The organism is Clostridia bacterium (genome assembly GCA_026414765.1).
Taxonomy (GTDB): domain Bacteria; phylum Bacillota; class Clostridia; order Acetivibrionales; family DSM-27016; genus SKW86.
Map to the genome: position 1 here is coordinate 95,215 of JAOAIJ010000019.1, position 17,913 is coordinate 113,127.

At 38.2% G+C, this 17,913-nt stretch carries 15 protein-coding genes; 9 read left to right on the forward strand and 6 right to left on the reverse strand.

Going from position 1 to position 17,913, the window contains the following annotated elements:
- Nucleotides 1–227 precede the first annotated feature (227 nt).
- The 8 genes from purR to spoVT all read left to right on the forward strand — a co-directional run bounded on the left by purR (nucleotide 228) and on the right by spoVT (nucleotide 10,506).
- The gene (purR, locus tag N3I35_07055; GenBank protein MCX8129842.1) at nucleotides 228–1,046 is read left to right on the forward strand and encodes a pur operon repressor; all 819 of its coding nucleotides are present in this window, start codon (nucleotides 228–230) and stop codon (nucleotides 1,044–1,046) included.
- A gap of 227 nt (nucleotides 1,047–1,273) precedes the next feature.
- The gene (spoVG, locus tag N3I35_07060; GenBank protein MCX8129843.1) at nucleotides 1,274–1,534 is read left to right on the forward strand and encodes a septation regulator SpoVG; all 261 of its coding nucleotides are present in this window, start codon (nucleotides 1,274–1,276) and stop codon (nucleotides 1,532–1,534) included.
- Nucleotides 1,535–1,693: 159 nt separating this feature from the next.
- Nucleotides 1,694–3,079, forward strand: a complete 1,386-nt coding sequence (gene glmU / locus N3I35_07065) for a bifunctional UDP-N-acetylglucosamine diphosphorylase/glucosamine-1-phosphate N-acetyltransferase GlmU (protein MCX8129844.1) — start codon at nucleotides 1,694–1,696, stop codon at nucleotides 3,077–3,079.
- A 148-nt stretch (nucleotides 3,080–3,227) separates the two neighbouring features.
- Complete coding sequence (locus tag N3I35_07070) at nucleotides 3,228–4,187, forward strand: ribose-phosphate diphosphokinase (GenBank protein MCX8129845.1); 960 nt, start codon at nucleotides 3,228–3,230, stop codon at nucleotides 4,185–4,187.
- A 252-nt stretch (nucleotides 4,188–4,439) separates the two neighbouring features.
- Entirely contained in the window at nucleotides 4,440–5,009 is a 570-nt protein-coding gene (gene pth / locus N3I35_07075) for an aminoacyl-tRNA hydrolase (protein ID MCX8129846.1), read from the forward strand.
- An 8-nt stretch (nucleotides 5,010–5,017) separates the two neighbouring features.
- Nucleotides 5,018–8,551 carry a transcription-repair coupling factor gene (gene mfd, locus N3I35_07080; protein ID MCX8129847.1) on the forward strand — a complete coding sequence of 1,178 codons (3,534 nt, stop codon included), beginning with the start codon at nucleotides 5,018–5,020 and terminating at the stop codon, nucleotides 8,549–8,551.
- Nucleotides 8,552–8,665: 114 nt separating this feature from the next.
- A complete protein-coding gene (locus N3I35_07085) occupies nucleotides 8,666–9,667 on the forward strand; it encodes a peptidylprolyl isomerase (protein ID MCX8129848.1) in 1,002 nt (333 codons plus the stop codon).
- Nucleotides 9,668–9,951: 284 nt separating this feature from the next.
- Entirely contained in the window at nucleotides 9,952–10,506 is a 555-nt protein-coding gene (gene spoVT / locus N3I35_07090) for a stage V sporulation protein T (GenBank protein ID MCX8129849.1), read from the forward strand.
- Between the two features lie 76 nt (nucleotides 10,507–10,582).
- Here the strand turns inward: spoVT and N3I35_07095 are convergent, their stop codons facing one another.
- The 6 genes from N3I35_07095 to N3I35_07120 all read right to left on the reverse strand — a co-directional run bounded on the left by N3I35_07095 (nucleotide 10,583) and on the right by N3I35_07120 (nucleotide 16,615).
- Complete coding sequence (locus N3I35_07095) at nucleotides 10,583–11,728, reverse strand: ABC transporter permease (GenBank protein MCX8129850.1); 1,146 nt, start codon at nucleotides 11,726–11,728, stop codon at nucleotides 10,583–10,585.
- The gene (locus N3I35_07100; protein MCX8129851.1) at nucleotides 11,728–12,846 is read right to left on the reverse strand and encodes an ABC transporter permease; all 1,119 of its coding nucleotides are present in this window, start codon (nucleotides 12,844–12,846) and stop codon (nucleotides 11,728–11,730) included. Before N3I35_07100 ends, N3I35_07095 begins: the two co-directional genes overlap by 1 nt.
- A 13-nt stretch (nucleotides 12,847–12,859) precedes the next feature.
- Nucleotides 12,860–13,795 carry an ABC transporter ATP-binding protein gene (locus N3I35_07105; GenBank protein ID MCX8129852.1) on the reverse strand — a complete coding sequence of 312 codons (936 nt, stop codon included), beginning with the start codon at nucleotides 13,793–13,795 and terminating at the stop codon, nucleotides 12,860–12,862.
- 137 nt (nucleotides 13,796–13,932) lie between these two features.
- Entirely contained in the window at nucleotides 13,933–14,565 is a 633-nt protein-coding gene (locus N3I35_07110) for a response regulator transcription factor (protein ID MCX8129853.1), read from the reverse strand.
- Entirely contained in the window at nucleotides 14,537–15,688 is a 1,152-nt protein-coding gene (locus N3I35_07115; protein MCX8129854.1) for a sensor histidine kinase, read from the reverse strand. Before N3I35_07115 ends, N3I35_07110 begins: the two co-directional genes overlap by 29 nt.
- Before the next feature lie 111 nt (nucleotides 15,689–15,799).
- On the reverse strand, nucleotides 15,800–16,615 hold the full coding sequence (locus N3I35_07120; GenBank protein MCX8129855.1) for a ZIP family metal transporter: 816 nt from the start codon (nucleotides 16,613–16,615) through the stop codon (nucleotides 15,800–15,802).
- Nucleotides 16,616–16,994: 379 nt separating this feature from the next.
- Here N3I35_07120 and N3I35_07125 point away from each other — a divergent pair, with 379 nt between their 5' ends.
- Nucleotides 16,995–17,759, forward strand: coding sequence for a DUF2935 domain-containing protein (locus N3I35_07125; protein MCX8129856.1), 765 nt, complete (start codon nucleotides 16,995–16,997; stop codon nucleotides 17,757–17,759).
- Nucleotides 17,760–17,913 lie beyond the last annotated feature (154 nt).

Here is a 17,913-nt window from a genome sequence, read left to right on the forward strand (position 1 = left end):
TGAAGTTATATAAATTTTCGCAAAGAGTTTGAAGTATATTAGCAGATAATGAATTTCCAGGGGTAATTTTGATTAGTGAATATGACTTTATAACTGTGTTCATCATAATTAATATAATTTGATAATAAATCCGAATAATTATTTAAAAACATATTAAATCATTCGATATATATAGTATAATATACTTGTTTAGTTATCTAATAATTTATTTGGATTGAGGGATTAAAATGGACAAACTCCAAAGGAATGAGCGTATTGCTGCATTGGTTAAAATACTTACCGATTCACCGGGTAAAATTTTTACTTTAGGGCACTTTACTGAAATGTTCGGGTCAGCAAAGTCGACCATAAGCGAAGATATAGATATTGTCAGTAATATACTTGCAAGGTTAGATCTTGGAACGATAGAAACAATACCAGGTGCATCCGGAGGGGTTAGGCTTGTTCCCTCACTTAACAGATCAAAAATCCAAGGTATATTGAAAAACCTGTGCGAAGAGCTTGCAAAGAAAGAGCGGATACTTCCTGGAGGATATATCTACATGCTGGATGTAATATATAATCCGGAAACCATAAGTGAGATAGGCGCAATATTTGCAGGACAGTTCTTCTCTAAAGGAATTGATTATGTTGTAACTGTAGAAACGAAGGGTATACCGCTTGCGTTTATTACGGCAAAATACCTTAACGTACCCCTTGTCATTGTGAGGCATTATAATGAAGCTACTGACGGAGCATCCGTAAACATAAACTATGTATCCGGCTCATCAAAAAAAATCCAGACTATGGTTTTGTCATTGAAGGCGATAAAGAAAAATTCAAAGCTCCTTTTCATAGATGATTTCATGAAGGGCGGAGGAACGGCAAAAGGGATAGTTGAACTTGCTAAGGAGTTTGAATGCGAAGTTGCAGGTATAGGGGTATTGATAGAAACTGCGGAACCTCAGAAAAAACTCGTTGAAAACTATTTTTCGCTTCTGACACTAAATGAAGTCAATGAGGAAAATAGCATAATTGATATTTCGCCTAATAATACAATATGTTGATAGTGAGTATAAAAAAATTGAAAAGAGAATATCCTATAGACAAGATACTTAAATTTATCTGACTTATTTTAAATACGAATTACGGTGTGTTTAGCATATTGGGTATTGTTTCTATTACACACTACTCGACTAAATTACATAAGAAATTATTGTAATTTAAGAAGGAAAAAATGAATTTTTATCGAATAGTATATTATACACAATTATAACGGAAGGTGGTAACATCTATGGAGATTACTGACGTTCGTATCAGAAAGATTGATGTTGAGGGAAAAATGAAAGCGGTTGTTTCTGTAACATTTGATAATGAATTTGTAATTCATGATATAAAAGTTATAGAAAGCCAGAACGGTCTATTTATCGCAATGCCAAGCAGAAAAACTCCAGACGGTGAATTCAAAGACATAGCACATCCGATAAATGCTGCTGCTAGAGAAAAAATTCAAAAGGCAATTTTGGAAAAATATGAGTCTACTACAGCTGAATAATAGAGGTAAAAGACGCTTAAAAAATAAGCGTCTTTTTTCTTTTATAGAGTTAATTGTGTATCATGTATACAAAAAACATTATTAATTTAATTTAAACATTGAAAATTTTGATAAAAAGTGAGAAAATAGTACAGGAAAAACAATTAGGAGGAATATATAATGGAACACCTTTTGGCGGTAATTCTTGCTGCAGGTGAAGGCAAAAGGATGAAGTCCAAAAATTCAAAAGTTATGCATAAGATAGCTGGGAAGGCGCTCGTTGAATGGGTTGCTGAAGCAGCGGGTGATGCAGGAGTTAATCAATGTGTTCTTGTGGTAGGACATAGAGCAGACCAGGTGAAAGAATACATGGGAAATAAATATGAGTATGCCTTGCAGGAAAAACAGCTGGGAACCGGTCATGCAGTAATGCAGGCAGAGAAATACCTGGAAGGTAAGGATGGGCATGTTATCATACTTTACGGGGATACTCCTTTAGTGACGGCAGAGACTATTTCGAATGCTCTGAAAGTCCACAAAACAAATAATAATTCTGCTACTGTTATTACCGTAGACCTAGATAATCCTACAGGTTACGGAAGGATCGTAAGGGACAAAAGCGGGAATGTAATAAAAATAGTTGAACATAAAGATACTACAAATGAGGAAAAACTAATCACTGAAATCAATTCAGGTATGTATTGCTTTACAATAAAAGATCTCATGGCAGCTTTAAAGGAACTAAATAATAATAACAGTCAAGGAGAATACTACCTGACAGATACACTGGAGATTCTGGTAGGAAAAGGTTTGAAAGTCGGTACCGTAAAAGCGGAAAATCAAGATGAAATACTGGGGATAAACGACAGAATTCAACTTGCTGAAGCTGACAAAATAATAAGAAAAAGGATTATTACAAAGCATATGAAAGCCGGTGTTACATTTATAGATCCCGAATCAACCTATATTGACGATAAGGTTAAGATAGGCATGGATACTATAGTATATCCGGGTGCAATGCTTGAGGGTTTGACTGTCATTGGTGAAGACTGTATTATTGGTCCAAACAGCAGAGTAATTTCATCAAATATTTCTGATGGAGTGGAAATCAATAATTCTGTCGTAATGGAAAGTACAGTTGATAATAATACTCATATAGGACCCTTTGCATACCTGAGGCCTGGGAATGTTATCGGGAAACATGTAAAAATCGGTGATTTTGTTGAGGTTAAGAAATCAAAAATCGGAGACAAAACAAAAGTATCACATCTTACCTATATAGGCGATGCTGAAATAGGAAAAAATGTAAACTTAGGCTGTGGTGTAGTAGTAGTAAATTACGACGGAAAGAAGAAACATAAGACTGTAGTTGGAGATAATAGTTTTGTAGGTTGTAATGTCAACCTGGTATCTCCCGTAGTTGTAAAGGATAATGCATATATAGCAGCCGGTTCTACCATAACGGAAGAAGTTCCGGAGAACTCTCTCGCTATTGCCAGAAGCCGTCAGGTTAACAAGGAAGATTGGGTAAATAAAAAAGGAATGTACAGAGGGGATAAAAAATAAGCGGTTTTCTAAGTACTTAATAAGTTTATGGTTTAACGTTTAAAGTTTAGAGCCGTGCAGAAGAACGCTATGAACATAAATGATTCAGCGAACTATAAACCCTAAACTATAGAATATAAATAAATACTATTAGAGAAGGGGAAAGGCAATGAATTTACACGGAAAGGATATTAAGATTTTTGCAGGAAATTCCAACAGGGTGCTTGCTGAAGAGATTGCAGAAAAAATAGGGCTGCCTGTAGGCGTAGCGACAGTTGGAAAGTTTAGTGACGGTGAAGTACAGGTTAATATCGGCGAAGTGGTTAGAGGATCGGATGTATTCATAATTCAGTCAACTTGCTGCCCGGTTAACGATAATCTTGTTGAACTGCTTGTAATGATTGATGCGCTTAAGAGAGCGTCAGCCGGAAGGATTACGGCAGTTATGCCCTACTTCGGTTATGCAAGGCAGGACAGAAAAGCAAAAGCGAGAGATCCGATATCAGCAAAGCTGGTAGCCAATCTCATTACAGTTGCAGGTGCAGACAGGGTATTGACCATGGATTTACACGCATCGCAGCTTCAAGGGTTTTTTGATATACCTGTTGACCATTTACTGGGAGTGCCTATTCTTGGTGAATACTTTAAAAACAAATTCGAGACAATGGATGACGTTGTTGTGGTATCACCTGATGTAGGTAGCGTTACCAGATCAAGAAAAGTAGCTGAGAAACTCGATACGCCACTGGCTATAATAGACAAGAGAAGACCTAAAGCTAATGTATGCGAAATAATGAATGTCATAGGTGATGTTAAGGGCAAGAGAGTTATTCTGGTAGATGACTTGATTGACACAGGGGGCACTATTGTAAACGCTGCAAATGCCCTTGTAGATATGGGTGCAAAGGAAGTATATGCCTGCTGTACGCATGGCGTTCTTTCAGGGCCTGCTATCGAAAGGATAGAAAAATCTGCGATAAAGGAACTGGTAACGCTGAATACCATTCCGCTGACTGACGAGAGGAAGATAAGTAAGATTAAATCTCTTTCGGTAGCGAGTGTATTTGCTGAAGCAATAGAGAGAATTTATGGTGATATATCCATAAGTACGTTATTTACACAGCAGTAAATAAGAGTAATAGTAAGTATTGTATTGTAGCTAAAAAGGCCTTTTTATAAGGGTGCATATTAGAAAAAATGCGTCCCTTTAATAAAAGAGGCCTTAATTTTTTTCTGAGGTTTTGATATAATAGCTGTTGATGAATCTGAGTCAGCATTACAAAATGGCAAAGCATCGGATAGACATAAATTAATCAGAACAGCAAATCATATTATGTTAATTTTCTTCTGCCGTTTGTTAATAATATATTGGGGTGGTTTTTTGGAAAATATATTCATAGTAGTAGGGCTTGGGAACCCTGGGAATAAATATGATAATACAAGGCATAATGTAGGCTTTGATACTATAGATTATCTTTCTGCAAAGCATGGTATCAGGATAACCAAACTCAAACACAAGGCACTTAGCGGAGATGGGACCATAAGCGGGCAGAGGGTGATTCTCGTAAAACCGCAGACTTATATGAATCTCAGTGGAGAAAGTGTGCGGGAAATAATTGAATGGTATAAGATACCCTTAAGTAATATTATATTAATATATGACGATATTGATCTGGCAGTAGGTAAAATCAGAGTAAGACCAAAAGGTAGTTCGGGGACTCACAATGGAATGAGATCTATACTATATCATGTACAGTCAGAGGAGTTTCCCCGCATAAGGATAGGCATAGGCAGGCCACCGGAAGGATGGGCTCTGGCAGATTTTGTGCTGTCAAAATTTAATGAGCAGGACAGAAAGTTGATAAATGCAAGTATAACAAATGCTGCCGATGCTGTTGAAGCTATAATTAAATCAGGAGTAGAAGCAGCTATGAATAAGTTTAATAAATAGGCGGTATTATGAACTATATGATCAATCCACTCCTGGAAATCGAGGAGTACAAGGAAGTACTAGATTCCATAAAAAAATATACAAGGCCTTTGAATATAAACGGACCTTCTGATTCTCAGAAAATACATCTTGCATACTCCATATGCAGACACTCAGGATGTAAAGGCGTTTATATAGCTTTTAACGAAATGCAGGCAAGGAAAATGTATGAGGACCTGATGTTTTTCCTTGGTGATGAAGTAGTGTTTTTTCCGGCTAAGGAAATCATGCTCCATGATATCGAGGCCAAGAGCTATGATTCGGTTTTTCAGAGAATTAAGGCTCTTGAAAGGATAGCAGAAGGAAGGTATGAGTTTATTGTTACTTCTGCGGAAGCGATAGCGCAGAAACTAACCCCTAAGAGAATATTCTTAGAGGGAATAATTAGTTTTAAGCTCGGAGGAAAAGTATACCTGGAGGAATTAACTAAAAAGCTTATAGCTATCGGTTATGAGAGAGTAGCAACGGTAGAGGGCAAGGGTCAGTTTTCTATCCGGGGCGGAATTATCGATATCTTTTCTGTAAATAATGAGCATGCTGTACGTATAGAGTTATTCGATGATGAGATAGACTCTATAAGGAGGTTCGATGTAGCAACACAGCGGTCTATAGACAAGCTGGATACAGTGAAGGTTGTCCCTGCAAGAGAGGTCATATATTACGAAGAAGACAGGGACTTTATAATAGAGAATATAGAGAGGGACCTGGCAGCACATATAAGGAAAATCAGAAATAAGGATAATAATGAATATATAAAACAGCTCGGACAAAAAATATCCGGGGATATGGATACTTTCAGAAGTGATTATTATTTCCCGGGATTGGACAGATATATACCCTATATAATCAATAACCCCTCAAGTGTAATTGATTATGCTACAGATACTGATGTAAATGTTATTGCTTTTGTAGATGAGCCGGTTAGATTTGAACAAAGGGTGGAGAATGTACTTTTGGAACATTATGAGGCATGTAAGAGCCTCATGGAGAAAGGACAGATTCTGCCAAACAGTTATGAGATTTATTTCAATAAGGATGAGTTGATAAGCAATCTGGAAAAAGGCAGGTGTGTATCACTAAATACAATTCCTGTGGAAAACAGTAAGCTCAGAAATAGTAAAAGCTTCAGCATAGTATCGAAATCTATAGGTTCATACCAGGGTCACTTTGACCTGCTGATTGATGATGTAAAGGCATGGAAAAGGAGAAACAACAGGATAGTAGTATTATCAGGACCCAGGGGAAGAGGAGAAAGACTGGTCGAAACCCTGAGAACAAAAGATATAGAAGCTGTGTATATAGATAACTTTGACGGTGAGATTCAGAATGGTCAGATTCTCGTTACCCATGGCAGCCTTAACCGGGGATTTGAATATCCTTCGATAGGGCTATTAATAGTAAGTGATAAGGAAGTTTTCGGACAGGATAGAAGGATAAAAAGGCCTGGCAGTAAAAAGCAGGGTGACAAAATAAAGGCTTTTACAGACCTAAATGTAGGGGACTATGTGGTTCATCAGGCACATGGTATAGGACAGTATGTAGGTATAGAAAAGCTTGTAGTTGATAATATTAAGAGGGACTACCTTAAGATACGCTATCAGGAGGGCGGCTTCCTCTATATTCCCACTAATCAGCTTGAACTTATACAGAAATATATAGGTTCAGAGGGCAAATCTCCTAAGCTCAGTAAGCTTGGAGGGACAGAATGGGCTAAGGCCAAGAGCCGGGTAAAGGAATCTTTAAGGGAGCTGGCAGAAGAGCTGGTAAAGCTATATGCACAGAGGCAGGCTCTTAAGGGTTTTGCTTTTTCGGGTGATACTGTGTGGCAAAATCAGATGGAAGAACTCTTTCCTTATGAGGAAACTGAGGATCAGTTGAAATGTATAGAAGAGATAAAGAAGGATATGCAATCAGAAAGGCCTATGGACCGCCTTTTGTGCGGTGATGTGGGCTATGGCAAAACGGAAGTTGCTATTAGGGCTGTGTTTAAAGCAGTTATGGATGGCAAGCAGGTAGCGTATCTTGTTCCTACTACAGTTTTGGCGCAGCAGCAGTTTAACAGTTTCAAGGAGAGGATGAAGGATTTTCCTGTAACTATTGAGGTGATGAGCCGTTTTCGTACAGCTGCTGAACAGAAAAGTATATTAAAGGATGTAAAGAATGGGAATATTGATATATTGATCGGAACACACAGGCTGCTGCAAAAGGATGTGCAGTTTAGAGACCTTGGACTTCTGGTAGTGGATGAAGAACAGCGCTTCGGTGTTACTCACAAGGAGAAGCTGAAGAATATAAAGCCCAATGTGGATGTTCTTACTCTCACAGCAACGCCTATTCCAAGGACACTACATATGTCTTTGGTAGGAATCAGGGATATCAGTGTTATTGAGGACCCTCCCGAGGAGCGTTACCCTGTACAGACTTATGTAATGGAACATAATCCGGAAGTGATAAGAGATTCTATAATACGTGAAATGAGCAGGAATGGCCAGGTTTTCTACCTCTATAACCGTGTCAGGACAATAGAGCTTAAGGCACTTGAACTGCAAAATCTTGTCCCGGATGCAAGGATTGCTGTTGCCCATGGTCAGATGGCTGAGGGGCAGCTGGAAGATATAATGTTTAAGTTTATCAGCGGAGAATATGATATCCTTGTATGTACTACAATAATTGAATCCGGACTTGATATGCCAAATGTAAACACAATTATAGTAGAAGATGCAGATAAAATGGGATTGTCACAGCTTTACCAGATAAGAGGAAGGGTGGGGCGGTCAAACAGGCTTGCATATGCTTATATCACCTATAAGAAAGATAAGATTCTGGCTGAAATAGCAGAGAAAAGGCTTCAGGCAATAAAGGAATTCACGGAGTTTGGATCAGGCTTTAAGATAGCCATGAGGGATCTTGAGATAAGGGGTGCAGGAAATCTGCTGGGCCCAGAGCAGCATGGGCATATGGAGTCTGTAGGGTATGATATGTACTGTAAGCTCCTTGATGAATCTGTACGGGAATTAAAAGGTGAATCCCTTACCCAGGATGATGGTGAAATCTCCATAGATGTAAATATCAGCGCTTATATAGATGATGAGTATATTGGAACAGAGACTCAGAAGATAGAAATGTATAAGAGGATTGCAGCGATCCAGGATGAACAGGATGTAATAGATGTGGAAGACGAACTTACAGACAGGTATGGAGATCTGCCCGGGCCTGTCAGGAATCTGCTCCAGGTCGCGTATTTGAAGACTCTGGCAAAGGAGTGCGGGTTTACTTCTGTGCAGGAGAAAAACGACTCGATTATATTCCAGTACAAAAGCAGTAATAATGTTAATCTGGATGTTCTGGGAAAGCTTATGGACAAGTATAAGAGAAAGCTTATGTTTACAGCAAGCAATACTCCTTATATTGCATACAAAATTACCGGGATCGGTAGAGAAAATTTGATAGAAAATATTAAGATTTTGTTACAAGACATTATTAAATTGAAGTATGTAAAATAATCAATTATAATATAGGTAGTTATGACCACATAATCTGTAAGTCAGGTGTTGGTACAAAAGAAAAATGCTTACAGATAGAAATAGATACAAAATAATTGGTGAGGAGAGATATCATTGGGCAGAAAATGGGTATACATTGTTATTGCTGCAGTATTGGTTGTAATCCTTGCAGTGGGCGGTATTGTATTCTATACATCCACTAACAACTATGCAGCTAAAGTAAATGGGCAGAAAATTACTAAAGCGGAGTATCAGTTTTTTGTAAATCTGGCAAAGGCCCAGTTTACAAAGATGGGTTATTCCGATATGAATCAGAAGGCTCAGAATAAAACTGTAGGAGAGCTTGTAAAAGAGGGTGCTCTTGATAGTGCAGTAGAGTACAAAATTCAGTTGATCAAGGCAAAAGAGAGCAATATTCAGCTTACAAAAGAAGAAGAAAAGTCGTTTAGTGACTATTTTGATAATACAGTAGTAAAGCAGTATGGTGCAACCAAGCTTGATGCCGATAAGAATATTAAGGCAGAGACAGGTGTTACACTTGAACAGTTTAAAGATATATACAGAAATTATCAGCTGACGGAGAAATTCAGATATACAGAAGCTGGAAAAATAAAGGTTTCTGATGAAGATATAAAAAAATATTTTGCTGATAATATGAGAAATGCGGAAAAGGAAACTGTATGGCATATTCTTATAAAGACAGTAGATGACGCACAGAAGGAATTGCCGGAAGATAAGGTAAAGGAAGCTGAAAAGAAAGCAAATGAAGTTCTTGATAAGGTTAAAGCAGGGGGGAACTTTGCAGAGCTTGCACAGCAGTATTCAGAGGATGGCGGCTCAAAATATGAAGGTGGAGCGTATATTGGATTCCCTAAGGGACAAATGGTTCCAGAGTTTGAGAAATGGGCATTTGAGTCTAAAGAAGGTATGGCAGGTATAGTAAAAACCACTTACGGTTTTCACGTTATGAAAAAGCCAACGTTTGATGAGGTAAAGGATAAAGCTAAAAACGGCCTCTTAAACAAAAAGTATGCCGATCTGCTTGAAAAATGGAAAAAGGATAATATCTTCAAACCTGAAAAAAATGAAAGTGTTATAAAATCCATAAAGATTTAACATAATAAAAAAAGGTCTGCACAAGTGCAGGCCTTTTTTGTTTTTTGCTGGATGTTTATATTTATGAATACGCTGCCTGCTTATCTAAAACGTTGACTATAATTGACCTGTTATGTATAAAAATCCAATAATGAATCAATACTAAATGTAAAGAACTTTAACTAATTTATAAAGATTCAGGAAGCTTATGAAACATTAAGTAGTATATAGATAAATTGTTTTTCTGAATCGGCCTAAAGTTCGGATAATACCAAATAATTATCTATTTAAGGAGGTAGTAGAAATTGAAGGCGACCGGAATAGTTAGGAGAATAGACGATTTAGGAAGAGTTGTTATTCCAAAGGAAATAAGAAGAACTCTGAGGATTAGAGAAGGAGATCCACTGGAGATTTTTACAGATAAAGAGGGTGAAGTAATATTAAAGAAGTATTCGCCTATTGGTGAATTAAGCGATTTTGCGACACAATATGCCGATTCACTCCATAAGACAAGCGGACATATTACATGTATTACAGATAGAGATACAATCATAGCAGTATCAGGGGCATCAAAGAAAGAGTTTCTTGAAAAGCCGCTGAGCCAGGACTTGGAGAGAGTGATTGAGGAGAAAACAACACTTGTTGTGAAATCACCAGATGAAAAAACTATTTCCATAATTGCAGATGAAGCAGCAGACAGAAAATATACCTCACAAGTGGTTTCTCCCATTATTTCCGAAGGTGATCCCATAGGTGCCGTTTTATTCTTATCTACAGATCCCAATGCACGTATGGGAGAGGTAGAAGCCAAGCTTGCACAATCAGCGGCAGGGTTCCTGGGAAAACAGATGGAACAATAAGCCAGACAATGGGAGAAATGAGAGGATGATTCTACTGTTTTGTTTGAAACGGCAGAACCATCCTCTCATTTCTTTATTACACAAAGGTTTTATAATTGGCATTCCTGCTATATCTGTAGACTGCTATGAGGAAGAAGGCCAGTGAAAAGGCAAGCAGTATGGAGAGATTGATAAGGACACTGTAGAAACTGCTTCCGGCTTGGAGCTTTGATATTGCATCAAGAGCCCACTTCTGAGGTATGAAATTGGCCAACTTTTGCATGAAATCCGGCATTACGTCTATCGGCCACATACAGCCGCCCAGAAGGCATGATGGGAGTACAACCAGGTTCTGTATTATATTTGTCTGTGTTGTGCTTTCTGCAAACGAGGTAATCATCATGGATATTGCCACTGCTGTAATCCCAAAGACTCCCATTATAAGGAGAAGCTGCCCGAGGGGTATGTACGGTTTCATTCTCAGAACCCCTATTGCTATAATAAGTACCATTGATATTTGAGTGAAGACAATTGCAAAATTTGATATTGCATTTCCAAATATATAGTTTTTGGCTTTTACAGGGGCAGAACATATTCTGTAATATGTCCTTGTTCTCTTTTCCATAAGGATGCAATCAGAAACAACTCCTGTACCTATCATCATAAACATGATAAGAAATCCCAGACTTTGTGAAGTTGTTCTCTTGCTTTTGTATTGGTCTTCAAGTTGTGTTACCTTCAGTATAAAACTATCTTCCTTAAGCGCCTTATACATTTTGTCAAAGCTGTCCCTATCACCTTTTGCTGCTGAAGCTATATCTTTAATATTACGGACGAATATTTCAACATAATTTTCAACCCAGCTTGTGGCTTCCTCACCTTTTATGGAAACCAGCTGCACTTTGTTCAACGTATTATTATGTATGTTTTGTGTAAAATTCGCGGGAATTCTCAGCACACAATCCACTTTCCCTTTCAGGATATTCTCGTTTACCTGATGGTCTTTAAGTGAGATTACTTCAAACTTTTCCTCGGAGGATATTGATTTGACTAAATCGGTGGCTATGGTGCCTGTATCCTTGTTGACTATACCTATATTTATTGGCTTACTTCCTGTACTGCTGTATATGGAAAGAGATATCAGGGTTGTGACTATGGGCAAAACCAGGCAGAAGGCGATGACAATTTTATGTCTAAATAGTATTTTAAGAGTATTTCCCGCCAGGATTAATGTATTTCTCATTATTTCACTGCCTCCTTTCTAAGAGCAAAGGATGTAATTATGATAAATGCGCCGGCCAGAGAAAGATTAATAAGTATTGCAGATTGCATATAGCTGAAGCTGCCGGTATATATTACCTGGAAAATGGCCTGATTGATCCATTTCAACGGCGAAAGATTCGATAAAGCAGACATTATACTTCCAAAGTTGTCGGTTGGAACAAAACCACCACCAAGCAGAACCATAAAAGGAATTATCAGATTCAATAAATTTACCAAGAATCCTTCGTCCTTTGTTCCATAGGCAAATACTACTCCAAAACTGATGGCAAAGATCGTTTCGACGGCCATTAGGACCAGAACTGCCCATATATGAGAGCCCCAGTAAGTTTTAAGCACATATTTGCTGAACAGTACAACTACGATAAATTGAAAGAAGGTGACAGAGAATAACCCAATGATTTTTCCGATCAGTATTTCGTAGCCTTTCACAGGGGTGCATGCAATTCTGTCTGCGGTTTTCCTGGTTCTCTCACTCTTTATTGACCACAGGGAGGAAACTGAAGTATACATTATTATCATGGTCAGCATGGTAACTGCATAAAAATCCAGGGCACGGCGCTTCTTTTTGTCCCCAAGGGAAACAACCTCTACCGGACTGCTCCCGGTATCTGACTTTTCCAGTATTTGCGGATTAACTTTTGCAATCTGATATGCGGCATTGTACCTTTGTATAAAGCTTCCTGCTATTGCCTCAACAAGATTTGCCTGATCTGCATATCTTTCGTTTTTGTATATTTCTATAGTACCGCTGTCTTTTTCAAACTTTATATAGGAGGAATACTTTGTATCCTTTACCCCATCTATTCCTTCCTGTTCTTTTGATGTCCGGACAAAAGAAATATCCAGTTTGCCGGAGGCTTTTACAAACTTTATTAACTCAGCCGACAGTTGACTGTTTTCTTCATCTGAATAAATAACCTTGATATCCTTAAAAACTTTTGAAGTATCAAAGCTTCCGGAAAGGCCATATCCGAGAATAAGCATCATTACTATAGGGAGAAGCAGCATAAGTACCATTGTTTTAGGATATTTGACCGTATGTAGGATTTCTTTTTTTAGTATATTGAAAATATTCATGTCAACCTTCCTCCTAGTCTCTTAACTTTCTTCCGGTTAGATTCAGGAAGACTGTTTCGAGGTTTGGCACCTTGCTTTCTATATTCCTGATAGGAATCCCTGCGTCTGTAAAGTATTGAATAATTTTATCCAGGTTGATGACTTCCTTCATGCTATTGACTTTAATAGTGTTTTCGTCAACCTCAATACTCTTGACTCCTTTAATTTTTTTCAATTCGTTTTCATCAATGTTGTTTATAGAGTCTATAGTTACCCAGACACTGCTTGTGTCGGTAATGATTGATTCCAGTTCTTCCTTGGTTCCTTCGGCAATAATCTTTCCGTGATCCAATATAGCTATTCTGGAGCATATTTCTTCAACCTCTTCCATGTAGTGGCTGGTGTATATTATGGTACAGCCCATTTTATTAAGCGTTTTAACTGACTTAAGTATATGGTTTCTTGACTGAGGGTCTATACCTACAGTAGGCTCATCCATAATAATCAATTTAGGTCTGTGGGCCAAAGCACATGCTATATTCAGCCTTCTTTTCATACCGCCGGAAAACTTGCTTGGCAAATCCCTGGCTTTATCTCCAAGACCTACAAAATCCAGTGCCTCCAATACTCTCTGTTTTAGTAAAGAGCCTTTCAGTCCGTAAAGGCTTGCAAAAAACTTAACATTTTCAAAAGCGCTAAGATCTTCATATATGGCTAAGTCCTGAGGTACAATGCCTACATTTTTTTTAGTCTGTATAGGGCTCTTTACTATATCCTGGTCTAAGATAAATATGCTGCCTTTATCTATGGACAGGAGCCCGCACATCATGTTAATTGTGGTGCTTTTGCCTGCGCCGTTCGGGCCTAACAGACCATATATTTCACCTTCATCGATTTCCAGGGTTATGTTGTCTACTGCTGTTACATCATCAAACTTTTTTGTGAGGTTTTCAATTTTAACTACCTTCATAAGTTGTTATTCCTTTCTGCATCGTAAAGTTTTCTGCCTATATTTATATGATAAAGAAAAGAAATCTCCGTTTTTAGTCCATAAGGTCATAAAAACGATATGACTAAAGTCATATCGTTTTTAAACCTGCATTCTGACTATAACCTGCCGCCGTTAAGATAGTAGATAGCTATCTGGGTTCTGTGCTCAAGGCCGGTCTTATTAAGCACAGATGTGATATAGTTCTTGACTGTACCCTCTGATATGTATAATTTTCCTGAAATTTCCCGGTTTGAGAGGCCTTTGGAAATAAGCTCCATAATCTCCAGTTCCCGATCTGAAAACATTGACTTATCCAGCTTGCTGCTGCTAACGGTATTTAACCCTTCCTTTATCTTATCCATTACGATATCCTGCATTACCGTATTTCCGCCATATACCATCTTTATTGCATCTTTGATTTTATCAGGAGGGTTATTCTTCAGAAGATAACCTCTTACTCCATTTCTTACTGCAGTGGTGATAAATTCATCATCATCAAAAGTAGTAAGAATCAGGGGTTTTACGGAAGTCTTTTCGCATATCTCCCGGGCTGCCTGAACTCCATTCATTACCGGCATCCGGACGTCTAGCAGAGCAACATCTATTTTTTCTCTCAGGCATAGCTCTAAAGCTTTAAGCCCGTTGTCAACACAATCTACAATTTCAAAGTCCCCGTCCATTCCCAGTATTATTTTCAGGCCATCTCTGATTAATGCATCATCATCCGCGATTAACAATCTGATCGGCATGTTTTCCTCCTTCTATAGGCAGCAGGGTTATTATGGAGAAACCTTTAGAACCGTCTGTGATAATTTTTCCTCCTATACCCTCACTTCGCTCTTCCATACCCGCTATGCCAAGCCCCTTTTTTATTTTTGCAGCTCCTACGCCATTGTCCCGTATTTCTGCCTTAATAAATTTATTTAGTACTTCAATATGTACTGTTACCGTACTTGCGTTAGAATATTTGATTGTGTTTGTAAGAGCTTCCTTTATATTTTCGTAAATTATTTTCCACTGAACATAAGAAATTTGTTCCAGGTTTCCCTTGTGAAGAAGATTGGACTTTATTTTGCTGTTGACCGTAAATTCCTCCAGGAGCAGTTTCAGCCTGTTGACTCCCAGCTGCTCTGAAACTGGTTTTATATTTCTAAGTGTAGCTCTTATACTTTCCATACCATCGCGCAAAGTATTTATTACACTCTGTAATATTTCCCGGACTTTATTGTTATTTTCCTGGATATGACTGTACTCAACCAATAATTTAGCAGCCTCAAGCTGCATAAGGCTTCCTGAAAGTGAATGTCCGATTTTATCGTGTATTTCCTGCGCTATCTTGTTTCGTTCTTCAAGCTGCGAAGAATACTTTAGCTGTTTTTCATATTCCGCTTCCTTGTTAAGCTTGTCATGCAGAGAATGGTTTTTTTCCTTCAGGGAATCTGTTTCTGCGGTAAGATAGGTTATTTTTTTATGTGAATTATAGGACAAAACATATATAAGAAAGCCGAAAACAGATATCAATACATACTCCGCCACCAGTCCTCTTCCCGCAGTGAAAGCGCCTGCGACCAGTACGGTTACAGTTAACCACATATTTTCTCTGTGCTTATATATAAGTTCTATAATATTTATAGGTAATAGAAGAATAAACAATGGATTGACGTAAAAAAAGCATCCCATAACAGATATTATGGAAAAAATCAGAAGGCTGGTTTTTAAGTTGCTGGATTTAAATACATGGTAAGCCATATTAATAATTACAAATATCAGAATACACAAAATAACTGGAGTTATATTGCTGGTATGGCTGCTAAATTTGATTGCACAATATATTATAAGAGTAAGTTTGCTTAAAACGATCCAGTTTTCCATCCAAGTGCCCCGTTTGTTTTCATGTTTTTAAGTTTTATATCTCATAACATCATATTAACAAAACTTACTAGGGTGGGCAATAACTTTCACTTACAATATTCTTTCTGCTTATCAGCCTAAAGCAACATCCAGTACCATCATAAGCGCGAATCCCAGCATTGCGCCTACAGTTGCAATATCAGTATTCCCGGATAATTGGGACTCAGGGATTAACTCTTCGATTACCACATATATCATTGCACCTGCTGCAAAAGAGAGTGCAAAGGGTAATATAGGCTGTATAAAAAAGACAGCAGCTGCTCCTACCACCCCTGCAACCGGTTCAACAAGGCCTGACATTTGTCCGTACCAGAAGCTTCTTAGCCTTGAAAAGCCTTCACGCCGAAGAGGCACTGATACAGCAGCTCCCTCAGGAAAATTTTGGATACCAATACCAATTGCTAATATGACCGCCCCCGCAAGAGAGGCTGAGGGCATGCCTGAAGCAGCGGCACCAAAGGCAACACCTACAGCAAGACCTTCAGGGATATTATGCATTGTAATAGCGAGTACCAGCAAAATACTCCTATGCCAGCCGGTTTTTATTCCCTCCGCTTTGTCAGTCGGATATTCCAAATGAAGATGAGGAAGGAGCTTATCAACAAGTTTGAGAAAGAAGCCGCCCATAAGAAACCCTGTCAAGGCAGGCAACCATGAAGGCAAATCTGATTTTTCCGCAAGTTCAATAGAGGGGGAAAGCAGCGACCAAAAGCTTGCTGCTATCATAACGCCTGCAGCAAAGCCCAACATGCAGTCAAGAACTTTCCTGTTAATGCTCTTAAATGCAAATACCAGCGAAGCACCCAGAGCGGTAAGAAACCAGGTGAAGCATGTAGCTATAAGAGCATTTACTATGGGGGAGGAATTCCTTAAAAATTCTAAAGACATATATTCTCCTTTCCGGTTCTGATTATACAATTATGTTTTTACAACCAATAAATTATTTTATATACAATATACCACCTAAATTTCATCTTTAATCCATATTTTAGTTTAGACGAGTCCGCAGTAACGGATTATCGTTTCCCTTTTTATTTATGCTGCATATAATGCAATAGAGCCAACTGCGAAAAATACTTAAGCTGGAGGCCTAGCTGATGCGTTGTGCCGGATAAGTCTTATTAATGGGGCTAAACGGTAGGAGAATATGTTCAGCTTATTGGATTTTTCAGGTTAGCAAAACAGGTTGATTTATAAACACGAAGGATCGGGTTTATTTTGTATTTTTATCAAAAACATGATTGTATAATTTATGGGGGGGTATTTTATGTTGAGTCCAGTTGAGGAATTGAGGTTTTGGACTGCAATAATGAGAGATCATGGTGAATTCATGCTGATTTCACTATCGTCGAGAGAACAGGACGCCATCAGGACTGCATACTACTATAGAAACTCATTTGCTGTATTGCATGAAGAAATAAAAAAATACTTGGATAAGCCGGATGCGCCTGAGATTTCAACATTGGCAAACAACAGTATTCCGCTCCTGACGGGCTTTATTAACTTCAAGCAGATTTTATTAAGGCGGCTGCTGGAATGCAATATGGAAATTAGCCTTCCACCTACATTTTTAAACCATATGATAAATGAAGCAATGGAGTTTTTTAAAGTATTAAGCATGCTTATGTCACCAATACCGGTAAGCGATGTGATGGAAAACATATATCTTCATAAAGTATGGCTGCCGGATGCTGCAGGACATGCGGCTTCTATTGCTGCAGAACTCGACCCTGTAGAAAAAATGCTGATTAAAGAAGCAGAAGAGTTTGAAAAATGCTTCAACTGCCTTTTTATTAAGGCTGATGAACTGGGGAAAATGCTTGAACGCACAGGACTTGACGATGGTACTTTGAAGCATTTGAATGAGGAAGTAAGAATTAAGATAGAGGAATTTATAAACTTCCTGGAGAGGATATATAAACTCAGAGAGCAGTGTAAAGTACTGGGTACACTGAAACCGCTTATACCCTTCCATATGATGAGAGAAGAAAATTATTATCTTGCCCGGGTAAAGAATGTTCAGAGCAAATAACTTGGAGTCCGGGAACGATTTTGAGAGTATGGCTGATAAATGCGCTAAAAACATGTTTGATAAATTGTCATACAGCCTGGCTGTTTTACCAGGGCTTTTACACAAGTATTGTATTGGCCTTTTATTTTTAGTTTTCCAACAATATATTGATAAA